This window comes from Streptomyces sp. NPDC058291, assembly GCF_042880855.1.
Lineage (GTDB): Bacteria > Actinomycetota > Actinomycetes > Streptomycetales > Streptomycetaceae > Streptomyces.
This window is the reverse complement of the sequence record NZ_JBHVYK010000005.1, coordinates 21,844-38,246: the sequence shown is the minus strand read 5'-3', so window position 1 is coordinate 38,246 and position 16,403 is coordinate 21,844. Positions and strand designations below refer to the sequence as shown.

At 72.7% G+C, this 16,403-nt stretch carries 15 protein-coding genes and 1 pseudogene; 13 read left to right on the top strand and 3 right to left on the bottom strand.

Annotation, left to right across the window (positions count from 1 at the left end):
- The first annotated feature begins 56 nt into the window (after nt 1-56).
- Nucleotides 57-1,085, top strand: coding sequence for a 4-hydroxy-3-methylbut-2-enyl diphosphate reductase (locus tag ACFVYK_RS03955; protein WP_389768168.1), 1,029 nt, complete (start codon nt 57-59; stop codon nt 1,083-1,085).
- Nucleotides 1,086-1,112: 27 nt separating this feature from the next.
- Nucleotides 1,113-1,859 carry a polyphosphate--glucose phosphotransferase gene (ppgK, locus tag ACFVYK_RS03950; protein ID WP_389768166.1) on the top strand — a complete coding sequence of 249 codons (747 nt, stop codon included), beginning with the start codon at nt 1,113-1,115 and terminating at the stop codon, nt 1,857-1,859.
- Between the two features lie 76 nt (nt 1,860-1,935).
- On the opposite strand, the gene ACFVYK_RS03945 is transcribed toward ppgK, so the two are convergent.
- Nucleotides 1,936-2,328, bottom strand: a complete 393-nt coding sequence (locus tag ACFVYK_RS03945) for a DUF6542 domain-containing protein (RefSeq protein WP_389768164.1) — start codon at nt 2,326-2,328, stop codon at nt 1,936-1,938.
- Between the two features lie 413 nt (nt 2,329-2,741).
- Between ACFVYK_RS03945 and ychF the strand changes: the two genes are divergently transcribed.
- Complete coding sequence (gene ychF / locus ACFVYK_RS03940) at nt 2,742-3,830, top strand: redox-regulated ATPase YchF (protein ID WP_389768162.1); 1,089 nt, start codon at nt 2,742-2,744, stop codon at nt 3,828-3,830.
- 221 nt (nt 3,831-4,051) lie between these two features.
- Here ychF and ACFVYK_RS03935 read toward each other — a convergent pair whose 3' ends face one another.
- A complete protein-coding gene (locus ACFVYK_RS03935) occupies nt 4,052-4,693 on the bottom strand; it encodes a TetR/AcrR family transcriptional regulator (protein ID WP_389768160.1) in 642 nt (213 codons plus the stop codon).
- 133 nt (nt 4,694-4,826) lie between these two features.
- Here ACFVYK_RS03935 and ACFVYK_RS03930 point away from each other — a divergent pair, with 133 nt between their 5' ends.
- From ACFVYK_RS03930 to ACFVYK_RS03885, 10 genes and pseudogenes are all read left to right on the top strand, one after another.
- Nucleotides 4,827-5,198 carry a DoxX family protein gene (locus ACFVYK_RS03930; protein ID WP_389768158.1) on the top strand — a complete coding sequence of 124 codons (372 nt, stop codon included), beginning with the start codon at nt 4,827-4,829 and terminating at the stop codon, nt 5,196-5,198.
- A gap of 76 nt (nt 5,199-5,274) precedes the next feature.
- Nucleotides 5,275-6,318, top strand: coding sequence for an LLM class flavin-dependent oxidoreductase (locus ACFVYK_RS03925; protein ID WP_389768156.1), 1,044 nt, complete (start codon nt 5,275-5,277; stop codon nt 6,316-6,318).
- Nucleotides 6,319-6,348: 30 nt separating this feature from the next.
- Entirely contained in the window at nt 6,349-7,053 is a 705-nt protein-coding gene (locus tag ACFVYK_RS03920; RefSeq protein WP_389768154.1) for an NADPH-dependent F420 reductase, read from the top strand.
- Nucleotides 7,054-7,093: 40 nt separating this feature from the next.
- A complete protein-coding gene (locus tag ACFVYK_RS03915; protein ID WP_389768152.1) occupies nt 7,094-7,219 on the top strand; it encodes a hypothetical protein in 126 nt (41 codons plus the stop codon).
- A 172-nt stretch (nt 7,220-7,391) separates the two neighbouring features.
- Nucleotides 7,392-8,720 (top strand): DUF4190 domain-containing protein, encoded by a 1,329-nt coding sequence (locus tag ACFVYK_RS03910; protein WP_389768150.1) that lies wholly within the window; start codon nt 7,392-7,394, stop codon nt 8,718-8,720.
- 147 nt (nt 8,721-8,867) lie between these two features.
- Complete coding sequence (locus tag ACFVYK_RS03905) at nt 8,868-9,620, top strand: GntR family transcriptional regulator (RefSeq protein ID WP_389768148.1); 753 nt, start codon at nt 8,868-8,870, stop codon at nt 9,618-9,620.
- A gap of 569 nt (nt 9,621-10,189) precedes the next feature.
- Nucleotides 10,190-10,366 (top strand): annotated as a pseudogene (locus tag ACFVYK_RS03900) (SPOR domain-containing protein); the annotation flags it as partial.
- 134 nt (nt 10,367-10,500) lie between these two features.
- Complete coding sequence (locus tag ACFVYK_RS03895) at nt 10,501-10,911, top strand: (deoxy)nucleoside triphosphate pyrophosphohydrolase (RefSeq protein WP_389768146.1); 411 nt, start codon at nt 10,501-10,503, stop codon at nt 10,909-10,911.
- 148 nt (nt 10,912-11,059) lie between these two features.
- The gene (locus ACFVYK_RS03890) at nt 11,060-11,488 is read left to right on the top strand and encodes an ATP-binding protein (RefSeq protein WP_389768144.1); all 429 of its coding nucleotides are present in this window, start codon (nt 11,060-11,062) and stop codon (nt 11,486-11,488) included.
- A gap of 270 nt (nt 11,489-11,758) precedes the next feature.
- Nucleotides 11,759-14,407 (top strand): SpoIIE family protein phosphatase, encoded by a 2,649-nt coding sequence (locus tag ACFVYK_RS03885; RefSeq protein ID WP_389768142.1) that lies wholly within the window; start codon nt 11,759-11,761, stop codon nt 14,405-14,407.
- A gap of 7 nt (nt 14,408-14,414) precedes the next feature.
- Here the strand turns inward: ACFVYK_RS03885 and ACFVYK_RS03880 are convergent, their stop codons facing one another.
- Complete coding sequence (locus ACFVYK_RS03880) at nt 14,415-16,073, bottom strand: hypothetical protein (protein ID WP_389768140.1); 1,659 nt, start codon at nt 16,071-16,073, stop codon at nt 14,415-14,417.
- Between the last annotated feature and the right edge of the window lie 330 nt (nt 16,074-16,403).

Below are 16,403 nucleotides of genomic sequence, written 5' to 3'. Positions count from 1 at the left end.
ACCCGGCTCCGGTGGCGAGCCCGGTCACGCCGGCGGTGGCCGCACCCGGCCTTACGATGGGACGCATGACTGCTTCGCCTGGCCGCCGCCGTGTCCTGCTCGCCGCTCCCCGGGGCTACTGCGCGGGCGTCGACCGCGCCGTGATCGCCGTCGAGAAGGCGCTGGAGCAGTACGGGGCGCCGGTCTACGTCCGGCACGAGATCGTCCACAACAAGTACGTCGTGCAGACCCTGGAGAAGAAGGGCGCCGTCTTCGTCGAGCGGACGGAGGAGGTGCCCCCGGGCAACATCGTCATGTTCTCGGCGCACGGCGTGGCCCCCGTCGTCCACGAGGAGGCCGCGCGCGGGCGCCTCGCCACCATCGACGCGACCTGCCCGCTGGTCACCAAGGTCCACAAGGAAGCCGTCCGCTTCGCCCAGGAGGACTACGACATCCTGCTGATCGGGCACGAGGGCCACGAGGAGGTCATCGGCACCTCCGGCGAGGCCCCGGACCACATCCAGCTCGTCGACGGCCCCGAGGACGTCGCCAAGGTCGAGGTCCGCGACCCGTCGAAGATCGTGTGGCTCTCCCAGACCACCCTCTCCGTCGACGAGACCATGGAGACGGTCGACGCCCTGAAGACCAAGTTCCCGCAGCTCATCTCCCCGCCCAGCGACGACATCTGCTACGCCACGCAGAACCGTCAGCTCGCTGTGAAGCAGATGGGCGCGGAGGCGGAGCTGGTGATCGTGGTCGGCTCGCGCAACTCCTCCAACTCCAAGCGGCTCGTCGAGGTCGCCAAGCTCGCCGGCTCCCGCCAGGCGTATCTGGTCGACTTCGCCGCCGAGATCGACGAGGCCTGGCTGGAGGGCGTCACCACGGTGGGCGTCACCTCGGGCGCCTCCGTCCCGGAGGTCCTCGTCGAGGAGGTCCTGGCCTGGCTCGCCGAGCGCGGCTACGGCGACGTCGAGCTGGTCAAGGCCGCCGAGGAGCACATCACCTTCTCGCTGCCCAAGGAACTCCGCCGTGACCTGCGCGAAGAGGCGGCGGCGCTGGTCGCCGAGCGTGGCGGAAGCGGTGCCGCGGGCTCCTCGTCCGAGTGACGGTCGTGGTCGTCGTACCGTAGGGCCATGCAGATCTTCGGCGTGGACATCGGCGGATCCGGGATCAAGGGCGCTCCCGTGGACCTGGACAAGGGCGACCTGGCGCAGGAGCGCCTGAAAGTGCTCACGCCGCACCCGGCGACGCCCGAGAGCGTCGCCGACGGCGTGCGGCAGGTCGTGGAGAACTTCGGCTGGAGCGGACCCGTCGGTCTGACGTTTCCGGGCGTGGTCACGGGCGGTTCCACGATCCGCACGGCGGCCAACGTCGACAAGAGCTGGATCGACACCGACGCGCGCGCGTTGTTCAGCGAGCGGCTCGGCGGACTGCCGGTGACGGTGGTCAACGACGCGGACGCGGCGGGCGTGGCCGAGATGTCCTTCGGCGCCGGCCGCGACCGCCGCGGCACGGTGATCCTCCTGACGTTCGGCACCGGCATCGGCAGCGCCCTCTTCGTCGACGGGGTCCTGGTCCCCAACACCGAGCTCGGTCACCTGGAACTGCACGGCCACGACGCGGAGAAGCGCGCCAGCAGCAAGGCCAAGGAGGACCACGAGCTGACGTGGGAGCACTGGGCGCACCGCGTCCAGAAGTATCTCGCGCACGTCGAGATGCTCTTCTCGCCCGAGCTGTTCATCATCGGCGGCGGCGTCAGCCGCAAGGCCGAGAAGTTCCTGCACTTCATCGAGGACATCAAGGCGGAGATCGTCCCGGCCCAGCTGCAGAACAACGCGGGGATCGTGGGCGCGGCGATGCGGGCGGCGAAGACCGAGTAGAACGGCCCCGAAAGCAGTCTGTTTCAGCCCTATTCAGCCATATTCAGCCCTATCGGCCGTATTTGGACCTATTCGGCTAGGGCCGGCCCCCGGCGGATCGGCGGCGGGCGGACGCCCGGTGCAGGCCGCGGGCCAGGACGGTCAGAGCGGCCAGCAGGGTGCCGCCGTACAGCCAGCCGACCTGGGTGGCCAGGGCCGTCACCAGTCCCGCGAGCCGCTCCCCGGGCCCGTCGCCGCCCTTGGCGACGGGCAGCAGCCCGACGGCGAAGGCGATCGGCACGACCACCGGCGCGGAGAGCAGCTCGGCCCCGCGCACCCAGAGGCCGGTGAGCACGCAGACCGGCAGGAACAGCACGCAGTACAGCGTCAGCGAGGCGCCGAACAGTAGCTGGTCGACGCACCCGACCACGAACATCAGCGCCCCGCTGAGCAGCGCCCCGCCCAGGCCGGTGAGCCGCGGGTTCGGCATCCGTCGCACCGGGCCCGGCCGGACGGGCCCGGGCGGCCGCTCGGCCGTCGGGCGTACGGGCCGCGCGGTCGGGCGTGCGGGCCGCGCGGTCGGGCGTGCGGGCCTCGCGGCCGGGCGTGGCGGTCGGCGGTTTCCTTTCCGGTCGGCCTGGGGCGGCAGCGGCTGCCCGCCGGGTCGGGTGCCGTGGTTCGGGGGGCGTGTCCTGTGTTGCTCCACCGGACCAACCTAGGTCGGTTTATGTGCTGAATCGGGTGTCGGACACGCCGTGCGGCGGCGCCGGGCCATCCGTTCGACAGGTCCGCCGGGCCGGGGCCGGCCACGCCGTAAACTGGTGGACCGGTCAGCCCTCTGGCCCCTGGCCCTCTCACTCCGGGATCGGGCCCCTTGGCCCTCTCATTACGGGAAGTCGCAACGTGTCGCTCACGATCGGAATCGTCGGTCTGCCGAATGTCGGCAAGTCGACCCTGTTCAACGCCCTGACCAAGAACGACGTGCTGGCGGCCAACTACCCGTTCGCCACGATCGAGCCGAACGTGGGCGTGGTCGGCGTCCCCGACGCCCGCCTCACCAAGCTGGCCGAGATCTTCTCCTCCCAGCGGATCATTCCGGCCACCGTCGACTTCGTCGACATCGCGGGCATCGTGAAGGGCGCCTCCGAGGGTGAGGGCCTGGGCAACAAGTTCCTGGCGAACATCCGCGAGTCCGACGCGATCTGCCAGGTCATCCGCGCCTTCAAGGACGAGAACGTCGTCCACGTCGACGGCAAGGTCTCGCCCAAGGACGACATCGAGACGATCAACACCGAGCTGATCCTCGCCGACCTGCAGACCATCGAGAAGGTCCTGCCCCGCCTCCAGAAGGAGTCGCGGATCAAGAAGGACATCGCGCCCAAGGTCGCGGCGGTCGAGGCGGCGAAGGAGATCCTGGAGAAGGGCGACACCCTCTTCTCCGCGGGCATCGTCCAGGGCTCCGGCAACGAGGAGCTCCTGCACGACCTGCACCTGCTCACCACCAAGCCGTTCCTCTACGTCTTCAACGTCGACGAGGACGAGCTGGTCGACGAGGACTTCAAGGCAGAGCAGCGCGCCCTGGTCGCCCCCGCCGAGGCGATCTTCCTCAACGCCAAGCTGGAGCAGGACCTCGCCGAGCTGGACGAGGACGACGCCATGGAGCTCCTGGAGTCGGTCGGCGCCGAGGAGCCCGGCCTCGCCACCCTCGCCCGCGTCGGCTTCAACACCCTCGGCCTGCAGACGTACCTCACGGCCGGCCCCAAGGAATCCCGCGCCTGGACGATCAAGAAGGGGGCCACCGCCCCCGAGGCCGCCGGCGTCATCCACACCGACTTCCAGAAGGGCTTCATCAAGGCGGAGGTCATCTCCTTCGCCGACCTGGTGGAGACCGGCTCGGTCGCCGAGGCCCGCGCGAAGGGCAAGGCCCGCATGGAGGGCAAGGAGTACGTGATGCAGGACGGGGACGTGGTGGAATTCCGCTTCAACGTGTAGCGGGTGACCGTATCGCCACGTCGCTGATCTGGCAGACATGCCGGTCATGAGGGGTCCGACTCTTCGGAGTCGGACCCTTTGTCCTTTTCCGTGCTGGGACGGTGCTGGGATAGCGGAATCCGATGAATCGGGCAGTTGGCTGCGGACGGCCAGTAGTCGGTGAAGGGCACAGCAGTGGGAGGAGTGGCCCGGTCGGGCCAGGCCAGGGCGACCCCGGGGAGTCACGCCGTGCGGCAGACCCGCTCGATCAGGGTCTGCCAGCTGTCGCCCAGTGGGCGGGTGCGGTGCTGGAAGGCGGCGTCGGCCTCGGCGTCCCCGTCGGGGCCGTTCCCCGGCAGCGCGAGGAAGATCATGAAGGGGCCTTCCAGTGCGCTGGTGAGCTGCACCGTGAGGCTGTCCAGATCGGCGACACCGGTGCCCGCCCGGCCGAGCAGCATGCGGATGTGGGCCTGACTGAAGCCACTGCCGCCCTCGGCGGGGACAGCCCGGTGCCGGTCCAGTGAGGAGCGGACGATCGTGACGTGGTCGGCGAGGTAGGCGATGCGGGCTCGGCCGTAGGCGACCAGCCGGTCGAGGGGCTCGGCACCCGGGCCGAGTGGGGGCGGGCCGGCCAGGACCTGGCGCTGGAAGGCGTGCTCGTCGTCTTCGAGCAGGGCGTGGAAGATGCCGGCGCGGGTGCGGAAACGGCGGTAGACAGTGCCCTTGCCCAGGCCGGCGCGTTCGGCGAGGCCGTCCATGGTGACCCTGTCCGCCCCCAGCTCGGCGGCCATCTCGCGCGCCACGGTCAGCAACTGCTCTCGGTTGCGGGCGGCGTCGGCGCGCTCGGCGCGGGGCCGTCCGAAGGGCAGCGGCGATCGTTCCATGCGCCAAATCTATCCCCGTCCGGAGGTCGGGAATTTAAGCGGGGTGAAGTCCGCTTAGGGTGTACGAGGCTCGGCCGGCCGCTCGTCCGGCCCGGCCCCACGTCCCCTCACGTCGAAATGAAACGGACCCGACATGAACGTCTTCCTCTGGATCCTGCAGTCCCTGCTGGCCGCCGGAATGCTGGCCGCCGGCGGCGGCAAGCTCGCCCAGCCCTACGAGAAGACCGCCGAGTCCATGGCCTGGGCGAAGAGCTTCACGTCCGGTCAGGTGAAGATGATCGGCGCGGTGGAGGTGCTGGCCGCGATCGGCCTGATCCTCCCGGCCGTCACCGGCATCGCCACCGTGCTCACGCCGCTCGCAGCCGTCGGCGTCGCCCTGATCATGATCGGCGCGGTGGTCACCCACGCCCGGCGCGGCGAGTGGCCGAACGTTGGTGTCAACGTCGTCCTGCTCGCCATCGCGGTCGTGATCGCCTGGGGTCGCTTTGGCCCGTACGCCTGGTAAGCCCGCCCGAGGGCATCCCTTCGCCGCCCACCCCGTCCCCCCCACGCGCACTTCCTCCTCCGAAACGGAGTCCGCCATGTCCGCCGTCACGCCCGACGTCCTCTTCGGCCTCGACACCTTCGGCGACGTCCCCCAGGACGACCAAGGCCGTCCCGTCTCGTACGCCGGCGCGATCCGGCAGGTCGTGGACGAGGCCGTACTCGCCGACTCCATCGGGGTCGACGCCCTCGCGCTCGGCGAGCACCATCGCCCCGAGTACGCCGTCTCCACGCCCGAGACCGTGCTGGCGGGCATCGCCACCCGCACCGAGCGGATCCGGCTCGCCTCCGGCGTCACCGTGCTCAGCTCGGACGACCCGGTGCGCGTCTTCCAGCGGTTCGCCACCCTCGACGCGCTCTCCGATGGCCGTGCCGAGGTCATCCTGGGCCGGGGCTCGTTCACCGAGTCCTTCCCGCTCTTCGGCTACGACCTGGCCGACTACGACGTGCTCTTCGAGGAGAAGCTGGACCTGTTCGTCCGGCTGCTGGAGGAGAAGCCGGTCACTTGGGAGGGCACCCAGCGGGCCGCCCTGACGGACGCCGACGTCTTCCCCAAGACCGAGTCCGGGCGCCTGCCCACCTGGGTCGGGGTCGGCGGTTCCCCGCAGTCGGTGATTCGCACCGCCCACTACGGGCTGCCACTGATGCTCGCGATCATCGGCGGAGACCCGGCCCGCTTCAGCCGCTACATCGACCTCTACCAGCGCGCCGCCGAGCAGTTCGGGACCACGGCGCACCCGGTCGGCATGCACTCCCCGGGGTTCGTCGCCGACACCGACGAGGAGGCCCGCGGCCTGCACTGGCCGCACTTCAAGGCCATACGCGACACGATCGGGGCGCTGCGCGGCTGGCCGCCGGTCACCAAGGGCGAGTACGAGTCCGAGATCGAGCACGGCTCGATGTACGTCGGTTCCCCCGAGACCGTCGCCCGCAAGATGGCCGCCGCCATCAAGCAACTCGGTGTCGGCCGGTTCGACCTGGTCTACACCGCTGGCACCCAGCCGGTCAGCGCCCGGCTGCGGGCGGTCGAGCTGTACGGCACGAAGGTCGTCCCGATGGTCCGCGAACTGCTGGCCGACTGAACGCAGTTGACCACGGCAAAGGAGTACGTGATGACCACTCGGCCGCTTCCGGTGATCGGCATCCTGGGCGCGGGCAAGGTCGGCACGGTGCTGGCCCGCCTGGCCGTCGCCGCCGGCCACCGGGTCCTGATCGCGGGTTCGGGCGACCCGGAGCGCATCGCCCTCACCGTGGAGGTCCTCTCCCCGGGCGCCGAGCCCGTCACCGCCGAACAGGCCGCCGCCGAGGCGGACCTCGTCGTCCTCGCCCTGCCGCTCGGGAAGTACCGCAGCGTTCCGGCGCAGGCGCTGCGCGGCAAGGTCGTCGTCGACGCGATGAACTACTGGTGGGAGGTGGACGGGATCCGCGACGACCTCACCGACCCGCGCACCTCCTCCAGTGAGCTTGTCCAGGCCCACCTGCCGGGCTCCCACGTCGTGAAGGCTTTCAACCACACGGGTTACCACGACCTGGAGGACGGCGCCCGCCCCGACCTCGCCACGGGGGCGCCCGGCCGCCGTGCCATCGCTGTCGCGGGAGACGACCCCGCGGCCGTGGCCACCGTCACCGCCCTGGTCGACGCCCTCGGCTTCGACCCCGTCGAAGCGGGAGCGCTCGCCGAAGGGATACGCATGGAGCCCGGCACCCCGGTCTTCGGCGCGAACACGGAGGCACCGCAACTGCGCGAGCTGCTGCGGCAGTTCCCGGACTCCGAGCGCGGCCGCGAGACGTCGGCCCCCGGTGGCGCCGCTGCCTGACGTCCATCAGGGTCGACGTCGTGGAGCAGTTCGCCCCCGGGTGGGGGAGTTCCGCGCCCTCGTCCGCCACGTCCTGCCCGAACTTGTCGCGGAGCTGGGCGACGGCGTCGGCGCGGCGGGCCCGCACGCCTTCCGCGGGCCGGCGCACGCCCCCTCGCGCTCGTGAGGGGCGCACCCGTCGAACCTCGGTTCGGGTCCGCTGTCAGAATGCCCTGCCAGACTGACCGGAGCACTTGATCGACCGCGTCGCAGGTACACCTGACCGGCCGTCCGTGCGACGTCTCGGCTGCCCCTTCCGCACGACCGTCCGAACCGCCAGAAGCAGGAGCACGGTACCCGTGTCCATACCTCCGCCTCCCGGGCCGCACCAGCCCCAGGACCCGTACCAGCCTCCGCAGCCCCAGGACCCGTACCAGCCTCCGCAGCCGCAGGGCCCGTACCCGCAGGACCCCTTCGCGCCGCCCCCGCCGGGTCCCTCTGCGCAGGGGCCGTACGGTCCGCAGGGCTACCCCGGCCCGCCGGGCTCCCCGGGCCCGTATCCGTATCCGCAGGCGCCCTACGGAGCCGGGCCGTACCAGGTCTGGGGGCAGGGTTACAGCCCGTACGGCGGGCCTTCGGCGATCAACGGTCTGGCCATCGCCGCTCTCGTGCTCGGCATCCTCTGCTTCCTGCCGGCCGTGGGTCTGGTCCTCGGGCTCGTCGCGCTGGCGCAGATCAAGAGGCGCGGGGAGCGCGGCAAGGGCATGGCGATCGCGGGCGCGATCCTGTCCTCCGTCGGGCTCGCGCTGTGGGTCCTGGTGCTGGCCACGGGCGGCGCGTCCGACTTCTGGCAGGGGTTCGAGGAGGGCGCGAGCGCGCGCTCCGGCTTCGCGCTGGTCAAGGGCGACTGCTTCGACATGCCGGGCGAGACCTTCGACGAGGAGGTCTACGACGTCGACGAGGTGGCCTGCTCGGGAGAGCACGACGCCGAGGTCTTCGCGACGGTCCCGCTGCCCGGCGGGGGCTTCCCGGGCGACGACCGCGTCACCGAGACCGCCGACGAGAAGTGCTTCCGGCTCCAGGACGGCTACGCGATGGACTCCTGGGCGCTGACCGACGAGGTGGACGTCTACTACCTCACGCCCACTTCCGAGAGCTGGAGCCTCGGCGACCGGGAGATCACCTGCGTCTTCGGTCACGCGGACGACAAGGGCACCCTGACCGGCTCGCTCCGCGCCGACGAGACGACCCTCGACGCCGACCAGCTGGCCTTCCTCAAGGCCATGGCCGCCGTCGACGACGTCCTCTACCAGGAACCGGAGGACTACGCCGAGGACAACCTCGCGGCCAACCGGACGTGGGCCGGCGACGCGGGGGACGTCACCGGTCGGCAGGCGGTCGCGCTGGGGGCGCACAGCTGGTCGGCGGCGGCCCGGGGACCGGTCGCCGCCCTGGTGAAGGACCTGCGGACGGAAAGCGCGCAGTGGGCGGCGGCGGAGAAGGCCGCCGACGCCGACGGCTTCTACGAGCACTACGAGACCGCCTACGGGTACGTCGACGGTCGCTCCACCGTCACCGCCCGCGAGGCTCTGGGCCTGGCCACCACGCCGCCCGCCTACGACGAGGACTCCGGCAGCAGGGACGGCGGCTCGGGCCGGAGCGATGACGACCGCGGCCTCGATGTGTGATCACATCGCCAGCGGGGAGAAAGTGCCTGGGTAAAGCGTTTCGCGGGCCGATGTCATCACATCGAGTGATTCTCTGGCCTTTGCTTGCATGGTCCAACCCACGGTTGCCAGGCTGTAGCTGTCTGTACAACCTGATGGGAGTGGCCAGTGACATTCGGTGAGCAGCCGGCGTATCTGCGTGTCGCGGGTGATCTCCGCAAGAAGATCGCCGACGGATCGCTGCCACCGCACACCCGCCTCCCGTCCCAGGCGAGAATCCGCCAGGAGTACGGCGTCTCGGACACCGTCGCGCTGGAGGCGCGCAAGGTGCTGATGGCCGAGGGCCTGGTCGAGGGCCGCTCCGGTTCGGGGACGTATGTGCGCGAGCGTCCCGTTCCCCGCCGGATCGCCCGCTCCGGCTACCGCCCGGTGAGCGGGGCCACGCCCTTCCGCCAGGAACAGGCGGAGGCGCACACGCGGGGGACCTGGGAGTCCAGCAGTGAGCAGGTCGAGGCGGGCGCGGGCGTCGCGGAGCGGCTCGGCATCCAGTCCGGCGACCGCGTGATGTGCACGAAGTACGTGTTCCGCGAGGCCGGCGAGGCGATGATGCTCTCCACCTCCTGGGAGCCCCTCGCCGTCACCGGCCGCACCCCGGTGATGCTGCCCGAGGAAGGTCCGCTGGGCGGCATGGGCGTCGTCGAGCGGATGCGGGCCATCGACGTCATCGTCGACAACGTGACGGAGGAGGTGGGGGCCCGTCCCGGCCTCGCGGAGGAACTGCTGACCCTCGGCGGCGTCCCCGGGCACGTGGTCCTGGTCGTGCAGCGCACCTACTACGCCTCGGGCCGTCCGGTCGAGACGGCCGACGTGGTGATCCCGGCCGACCGCTACCGGGTCGCGTACCACCTGCCGGTGAAGTGACCGCACGAGAGCGGGCCGAGGCGGCCGGGCGGTGCCCGGACCCGGGAGGGGCCGGGCGGCCGGGGGTGCGGTCGTAGCGGACGGGCGACGGGCGGCCGGGGGTGCGGTCGTAGCGGACGGGCGGTTGGAGGGGGCCGCCCGGGCCGCTTGCGGTGGCGGACGGGGTGGGGAGGCGGGGGTGCGGGGAGAGGACGTACGGGACAGGCGGTAGCGCATGCGGTCGGGAGGCGCACACCCTTCCGGTGGTCGCCGCCGGAACCCGGCTGCCCCGCGGTCGCTCGCGCGGCGTCGGAATCCGGTCGTTTCCGCTCGTTCCCGCAGGTCGCCCGGTATCCGCCCGCAACCCCGCCGACCGGACGCGTTACGCCGCCCGCACGGCGCGTTCGGTCTCGTGCGCCCCCTGCGTCTTGGCTGGTTGCGTACCTCTTTGTGTAAATCCGTGTTCGCTGCGTAAAGGTAAGGCGTACGCTCGGGCATATGCGGATTGCGGTTTCCTTGGCAGGCGGGGCGCGGGGCGCGCCGCGGACGGGATCCGGCCGGGCCGGGGCGGGAAGGGGGCGGGGGGCGCGATGAACGACAGCACCACCGCTTTGCCCTGGCTCGTCATACGGCAGGACGACAACGGCAACCGCTACCGCGTCGGCAGGTACGCGACCCGGGCCGAGGCCCAGGAGATCGCGGACACCCTCGACGGGCGCGGGCACAAGCAGCTCTACTGGGTCGAGCGCGTGGGTCAGGCCGACGGGCAGCCCCAGCGTCAGCCCCAGCCCGCGCGTCAGCCCCGGACTCGGACGCAGGCGCACGCTCAGTCGCAGGCTCCGGCGCAGAACGGCGACGGCACGCTGAACTGACCCGCCCCGGGTCCCGTAGGCTCCGCCGCATGACGGAACGGATCGTGGTGGTGGGGGCCGCCCTGCTCGACGACGGCCGCCTGCTCGCCGCACGCCGCAGCGCGCCCCCCGAACTCGCCGGCCGCTGGGAACTGCCCGGTGGCAAGGTCGAGCCGGGAGAGCGGCCCGACGCGGCCCTCGTGCGCGAACTGCGCGAGGAACTCGGCGTCGAGGCCGAGACCCTCGGGCCGGTCCCCGGGGAGTGGCCCCTGAGGTCGCCCTACGTCCTTCGGGTGTGGACCGCCCGCTTGCGTCCCGGCTCACCCGCCCCCGCACCGCTCCAGGACCACGACGCGCTGCGCTGGCTCACCCCGGACGAGGTCTGGGACGTCGACTGGCTCGACCAGGACGTGCCCGCGGTGCGCGAGACGCTCGCCAAGCTCGCCGCCGACGCGCGCTGAGACCGGGCGGCGGCCCTCCCCACAGGGGGCGTCGGCGGACCAAGCGGTGGCGGGGTGTACGCCGTTCGTGCCCCTGTGCGCCCGGTCGAGCGGTACTGGCCCTCCGATATCGGGTATGTGCCCATTAACCCCACGAAACCGGACATGGGTGTACTCGCTGGGCTGGGAAGTGATCGGCGTGATCGACACCGAGGGCGACCGAGCCGAGTGGTCGTTTCCCGCGGAGCCCGGTGCGGTGCGCACCGCCCGCGGCGCCGTCCGGAGCCAGCTGCGCAGCTGGGACCTCGACAGCGTGGGCGACATCGTGGCACTGCTGGTCAGCGAGCTGGTGACCAACGCCCTGCGGCACGCGACCGGGCCCATCGGCGTACGGCTGGTCCGTCCCGCCCGGTTGGACGGCGTGCTGCTGGTCGAGGTGTCCGACCCGCTGCCCGACCCGCCGCGCGAGCGGGTCGCCCGGCCCGACGACGAGACGGGGCGCGGGCTGCAGCTCGTGGCCTCCTCCGCGCGCCGCTGGGGCACCCGGCCCGGGAGCGCCGGCAAGACGGTGTGGTTCGAACTGGCGGTCCCGGATTGACGGGACGTGACGAGGGGATGACCCCCGTGTACGGCGGGGCTCCCGCCGTCGCCGTCCGGTGCGGGTCCGCGACCGCTGCCAGAAGGTGTGGTTCGACCACGTGTCCGCTGGTTAGAAGACTGGAAGTGTTGTCGCGGGACGGGCCGAAAAACGCCTGGACCGTGCTGTGATCGTGAACACCGTGTCGTGCGGACCCGTAGTGCTGGATACTGCGGGCAGCCGCCGCCGGTGACCGGTGCCGGACGCGGTGAGCTGGAGGGGACGGTTCGCGTGAGCGAGATACCAGCGAAGGCCACGGAGTCCGAGGACCCGTCGGGCGGCGCGAGGGCGAAGGCCGCGGGTGCGCTCGCCGCCGACGCCGTGCACGCCGTCGCCGGCGGGGAGGGCGAAGCGGCGACGCCCGGTGACGCCATGTGGCAGAGCAGCCCGCCCGGCTCGATCTACGACTACATCAAGGTCGCCTCGTTCTCGATCGGCCCCGACGGCCTCGTCGACCAGTGGAGTCTGCGCGCCGAGCAGATCTTCGGCATCTCCGCCGAGCGGGCCGTCGGCGTGGACCCCATCGACGCGTTCATCGACCCCGACCTGCGCGAACGCGGTCAGCGCAAGATGGCGGAGATCCTCGACGGGCGGGAGTGGACCGGCGTGGTCCCCTTTCGGATGCCCGACCCGGCGCGCGGCGGCGGACGGGGCGAACGGGGCCTGGCCGAGGTCTACGTCATGCCGACGCGCAGTCTCGACGGCGAGAAGGCCGCCGTGTGCATCGTCGTCGACGTCCGCACGCTCCGCAGCATCGAGACCGACCTCGCCGCCTCGCAGGCGATTTTCGGCCAATCCCCGTTCGGCTTCCTGCTGATCGACCCCGACCTGCGGGTCCGCCGCGCCAACCAGCGGTTCGCCTCCATCTTCGGCGGCACCCCCGACGAGCACCGCGGCAAGGGCGTCCACGACTACCTGCCCCGGCCCGAGGCCGAGCGCGTCAGCGCCACCCTGCGCCGGGTCCTGGAGACCGGCGACTCCATCACGGACATGCACGTCACCGGGTTCGCCCCGGGCTCCGACGAACGCCGGCACTGGTCGGTCAACCTGTACCGCGTCCACAGCGGCAGCGGCCGGCCCATCGGCATCGCCTGGCTGGGCACCGACATCACCGCCCGCCGCGCCGCCGCCCGCGAGGCCGCCGCCGCGCGGCGCAATCTCGCCCTCCTGAACGAGGCGGGGGCCCGCATAGGGAACTCCCTCGACCTGGAGACGACCGCGCGCGAACTCCTCGACGTGGTCGTGCCCGGCTTCTGCGACCTGGCCACCGTCGATCTCTACCAGGGGCTCCTGGCCGGCGACGAGACCCCGCCCGGTCTCGCCGACGGCAGCGCGGAACTGCGCCGGGTCGCCTTCTCCTCCGCCGTCTCCGACGCCCCCTTCCCCGGCGCGGGCGCGCCCGTCGCGGTCGGCGCGGTCCACCACTTCCCGTTCAACTCGCCCTGCGCGGACGCCCTGCGCACCGCCCGCCCGCAGACCGTCCAGGGCGAGGAGGGCGGCCTCGTGCAGTGCACCCTCGTCGTCCCGATGGTCGCCCACGACACCGTCGTCGGCCTCGCGCAGTTCTCGCGGACCAAGGGCAGCGAGCCGTTCGGGGACCGCGACCGGGATCTGGCGGTGGAGCTCGCGGCGCGGGCGGCGGTCTGCATCGACAACGCGCGCCTGTACCGGCGCGAGCACGAACGGGCGCTGATACTGCAGCGGTCGCTGCTGCCGCCCGGCGACCCGGTGGCCTCCGGCCTGGACATCGCCTGCCGCTACCTTCCCGGCAACGTCTCGATGGGCCGCCCCAGCGAGGTCGGCGGCGACTGGTTCGACGTCATCGAACTGCCCGGGCACCGCACAGCGCTGGTGGTGGGCGACGTGATGGGGCGTGGACTGCGGGCCGCGGTCGCGATGGGTGAACTGCGCACGGCCGTGCGCACCCTGGCCCTGCTCGACCTCGAACCGGCCGAGGTGCTCTCCGCGTTGGACGAGATCGCGCGCGGGCTCGGCACGCCGGGCGGCGTCCAGCAGGCCACCCGGGCCGCCCGCCGGCCCCGCGAGGCCGACCTGTCCGAGGTGTACCTCGCGACCTGCGTGTACGCGGTCTACGACTCGGTGACCCGGCGCTGCACCTTCGCCAACGCGGGCCATCTGCCTCCGGTCCTCGTCGAGCCGGGCGAACCGGCCCTGATGCTCGACGTGCCGCCGGGCATGCCGCTCGGCGTGGGCGGCGAACCCTTCGAGGAGGTGGAGGTCGACCTCCCCGAGGGCGCGTTGCTGGCGCTCTACACGGATGGACTGGTGGAATCCCGCGACCATCCGCTGGACGAGGGCCTCAACGCGTTCGTCGGGGCGCTCACCGACCCCACGAGGCCGCTGGAGGACGTCTGCGACCACGTCCTCAACACCCTCGACTCGCACCACGGCGAGGACGACATCGCGCTGCTGATGGCACGGGTGCAGGGCCTGCCGGCCGACTCGGTCGGCGACTGGACGCTGCCGCGCGAGCCGCGCAGCGTGGGGCGCGCGCGGGAGTACGCGCGCGGCCGGCTGCTCTCCTGGGGCCTCGAAGCCCTCGTCGACACGACGGAGCTGCTGGTCAGCGAGCTGGTCACGAACGCACTGCGGTACGGCGAGGGGGAGATCAGACTCCGGCTGCTGCTGGACCGCACCCTGGTGTGCGAGGTCTGGGACGCGGGCCTGGTCCAGCCGCGCCGCCGCCGCGCCCGGGACACCGACGAGGGCGGCCGGGGTCTGCAGCTGGTGGGTCTGCTCTCGGCGGCCTGGGGATCACGCCGCACCCCGCGCGGCAAGACGGTGTGGTTCGAACTCCCCCTCCCGGACGGCGAGACGACCCTGACCGACCCGGCGGAGGCCCTGCTGAGCCTGTTCTGACCCCCGCTCAGCCTCCGACGGCGGGCCGGGGCGGGCCGGTGAAGCCCGCGGGTGTTCCGGCGTCGGGGTCCTCGGCCGGGACGACGCCGCCGAGGACGGCTCCGCCGACACCGGCCGTGTGGTCTGGCCCGGCATAGGGGTTTCCGTGCGCCCGTACGTCGAGCTCGGCGAGCTCCCGTGCCTGTCCGGCGAGGACGTCGGCGGGCGCGCGGTCCGCCGGATCCCCCGTGGCGAGGAGGCGCTGCGCCTCCGCCAGCCGGGTGCGGGCGTCCACGCCCACCGCGCCCCGGTGCGTCTCGACGTAGTCGGCGGCGGCGGCGGTGGCCGTGCGGGCGGTGAGGAGGGCGGCCGCCTGCAGCGCCCCGTCCCGTTCCGACCCGATCGAAGCGGTCGCCCGTACGATCCGCCGCAGCACCCCGACCGGATCCCAGGCCGCTTCGGCGGACTCCCGAGTCCGGGAGTCGGGCCCGTCGGGCCGGTTGCCGGGCCGGTCGCCGGCCCCCCTGTCCGGAGGCCGCGGAGCCGTCAGCCGGCGTCGGATCGGGGCGAGCACGGCGTCGGCGTGCAGCAGCCGGGCGTGCAGCTCTCCCGGAGGGGCGACGGGCGGCATGACCGCCACCCCGTGTCTCTTGCCGGCGCCGACGTCCGGCGCCGCCGCCTCCTGCGCCCGGGCCCGGGACAGCTCCGCCTCCGCTGCCGCGAGGGCCTGCGGCGCCAGCAGCTCGGCGGCGCGCAGGTTTTCGGCCAACCGGTCGACGCCCCCCACCAGGACGGCGGCCTGGGCTATGACGCCCTCGGCGGCGCGCAGTTGCCGCGCCGCCCGCTCCGGCTGACCGGAATCGGCCGACTGCCGCGCCTCGTTCAGCCGGACGGTGGCGAACAGGAGGCGGTCCTTGGCCTGTTCCACGCTCCCGGTGACGGCGGCGGTGGCGGTGGGCGCGTACCGGGCCCGCAACTCGTCGAGGACGGCTTCCGTGGCCCCCACTCGCCCCGTCAGCTCCCGGAACCGGCCCTCGGCGACCACCAGGGCCTCACCGGACGCCCGGCCCGGCTCCCGCAGCCCCTCGAACGCCCCGGAGACCGAGTCCAGCCGCCGCTCCACCTCCGCGCACCGGCCGACGATCCCGGCGAGCGCGTGCTCCCGGGCGGCCTCCTCCTGCGGCACCCCGTCGTCGTAGCGCTGCCGCATGCGGAACGCGGCGGCCAGCTCGGCCCCGGCCTCCTCGACGGTCCGGCGGAACAGCGCGGTGTCCTCGGCCGCGAACAACTCCCCGGCGAAGCCGAGTTCGCAGCGGGCCGCGCGGATCCGGTCGTCGGCCGCGATCAGCGCGGCGCGGGCCTGCTCGTCGAGGACGGCGAGCCGCGACGACGACCGCGACGACGACCGCGGAGGCGGAGGGCTGCCCACCGAGCCGGGGGTCGTCCGGTCGCGGGTGCGTCTGACCCGGCGTATGCAGGCGTACCCGGCCACCGCGCCGGCCGCGCCGACGGCCACCAGCGGCAGCACCAGATCGATGGTGGACCTCTCGGCTTCATCGGCGGCCACGGGGGCGCTCGCGGCGGGCGTCGGCTCCTTGATCGCAACCGGAACGTCGTCCCCGGACGTCATCCCCGGCAACACCAGCCACACGGCCCCGACCGCACCGCCCAGCACGGTGTGAGCCACACGCAGGGACAGCCGCGACCCGGTCCGCCGGGGTCGGCCTGAACGAGGCAGCGAAGAGGTCACATTTGCGAGCGTATGGCCGCGAATGCGGCCGCGCGAGCGGGATGCGCCCGACTCGGGGGCCGTGGGGCGGAACGACACGGGAGGGGAAACCCCGATGGCACATCCGCCGGGGCGGGCGACCGCGAAGGCCGAAGAAGAGACCGAGGCGGCGACCGACGGCCGGGCCGGGACCGACCCCCGGTCGACAGCCGGTGCCGGTGCCGGGGCCGGGGACGGCGGCGGGACCGGGACCGGGACCGGCGGCGGGGCTGGGGACAGCAGCGGGGC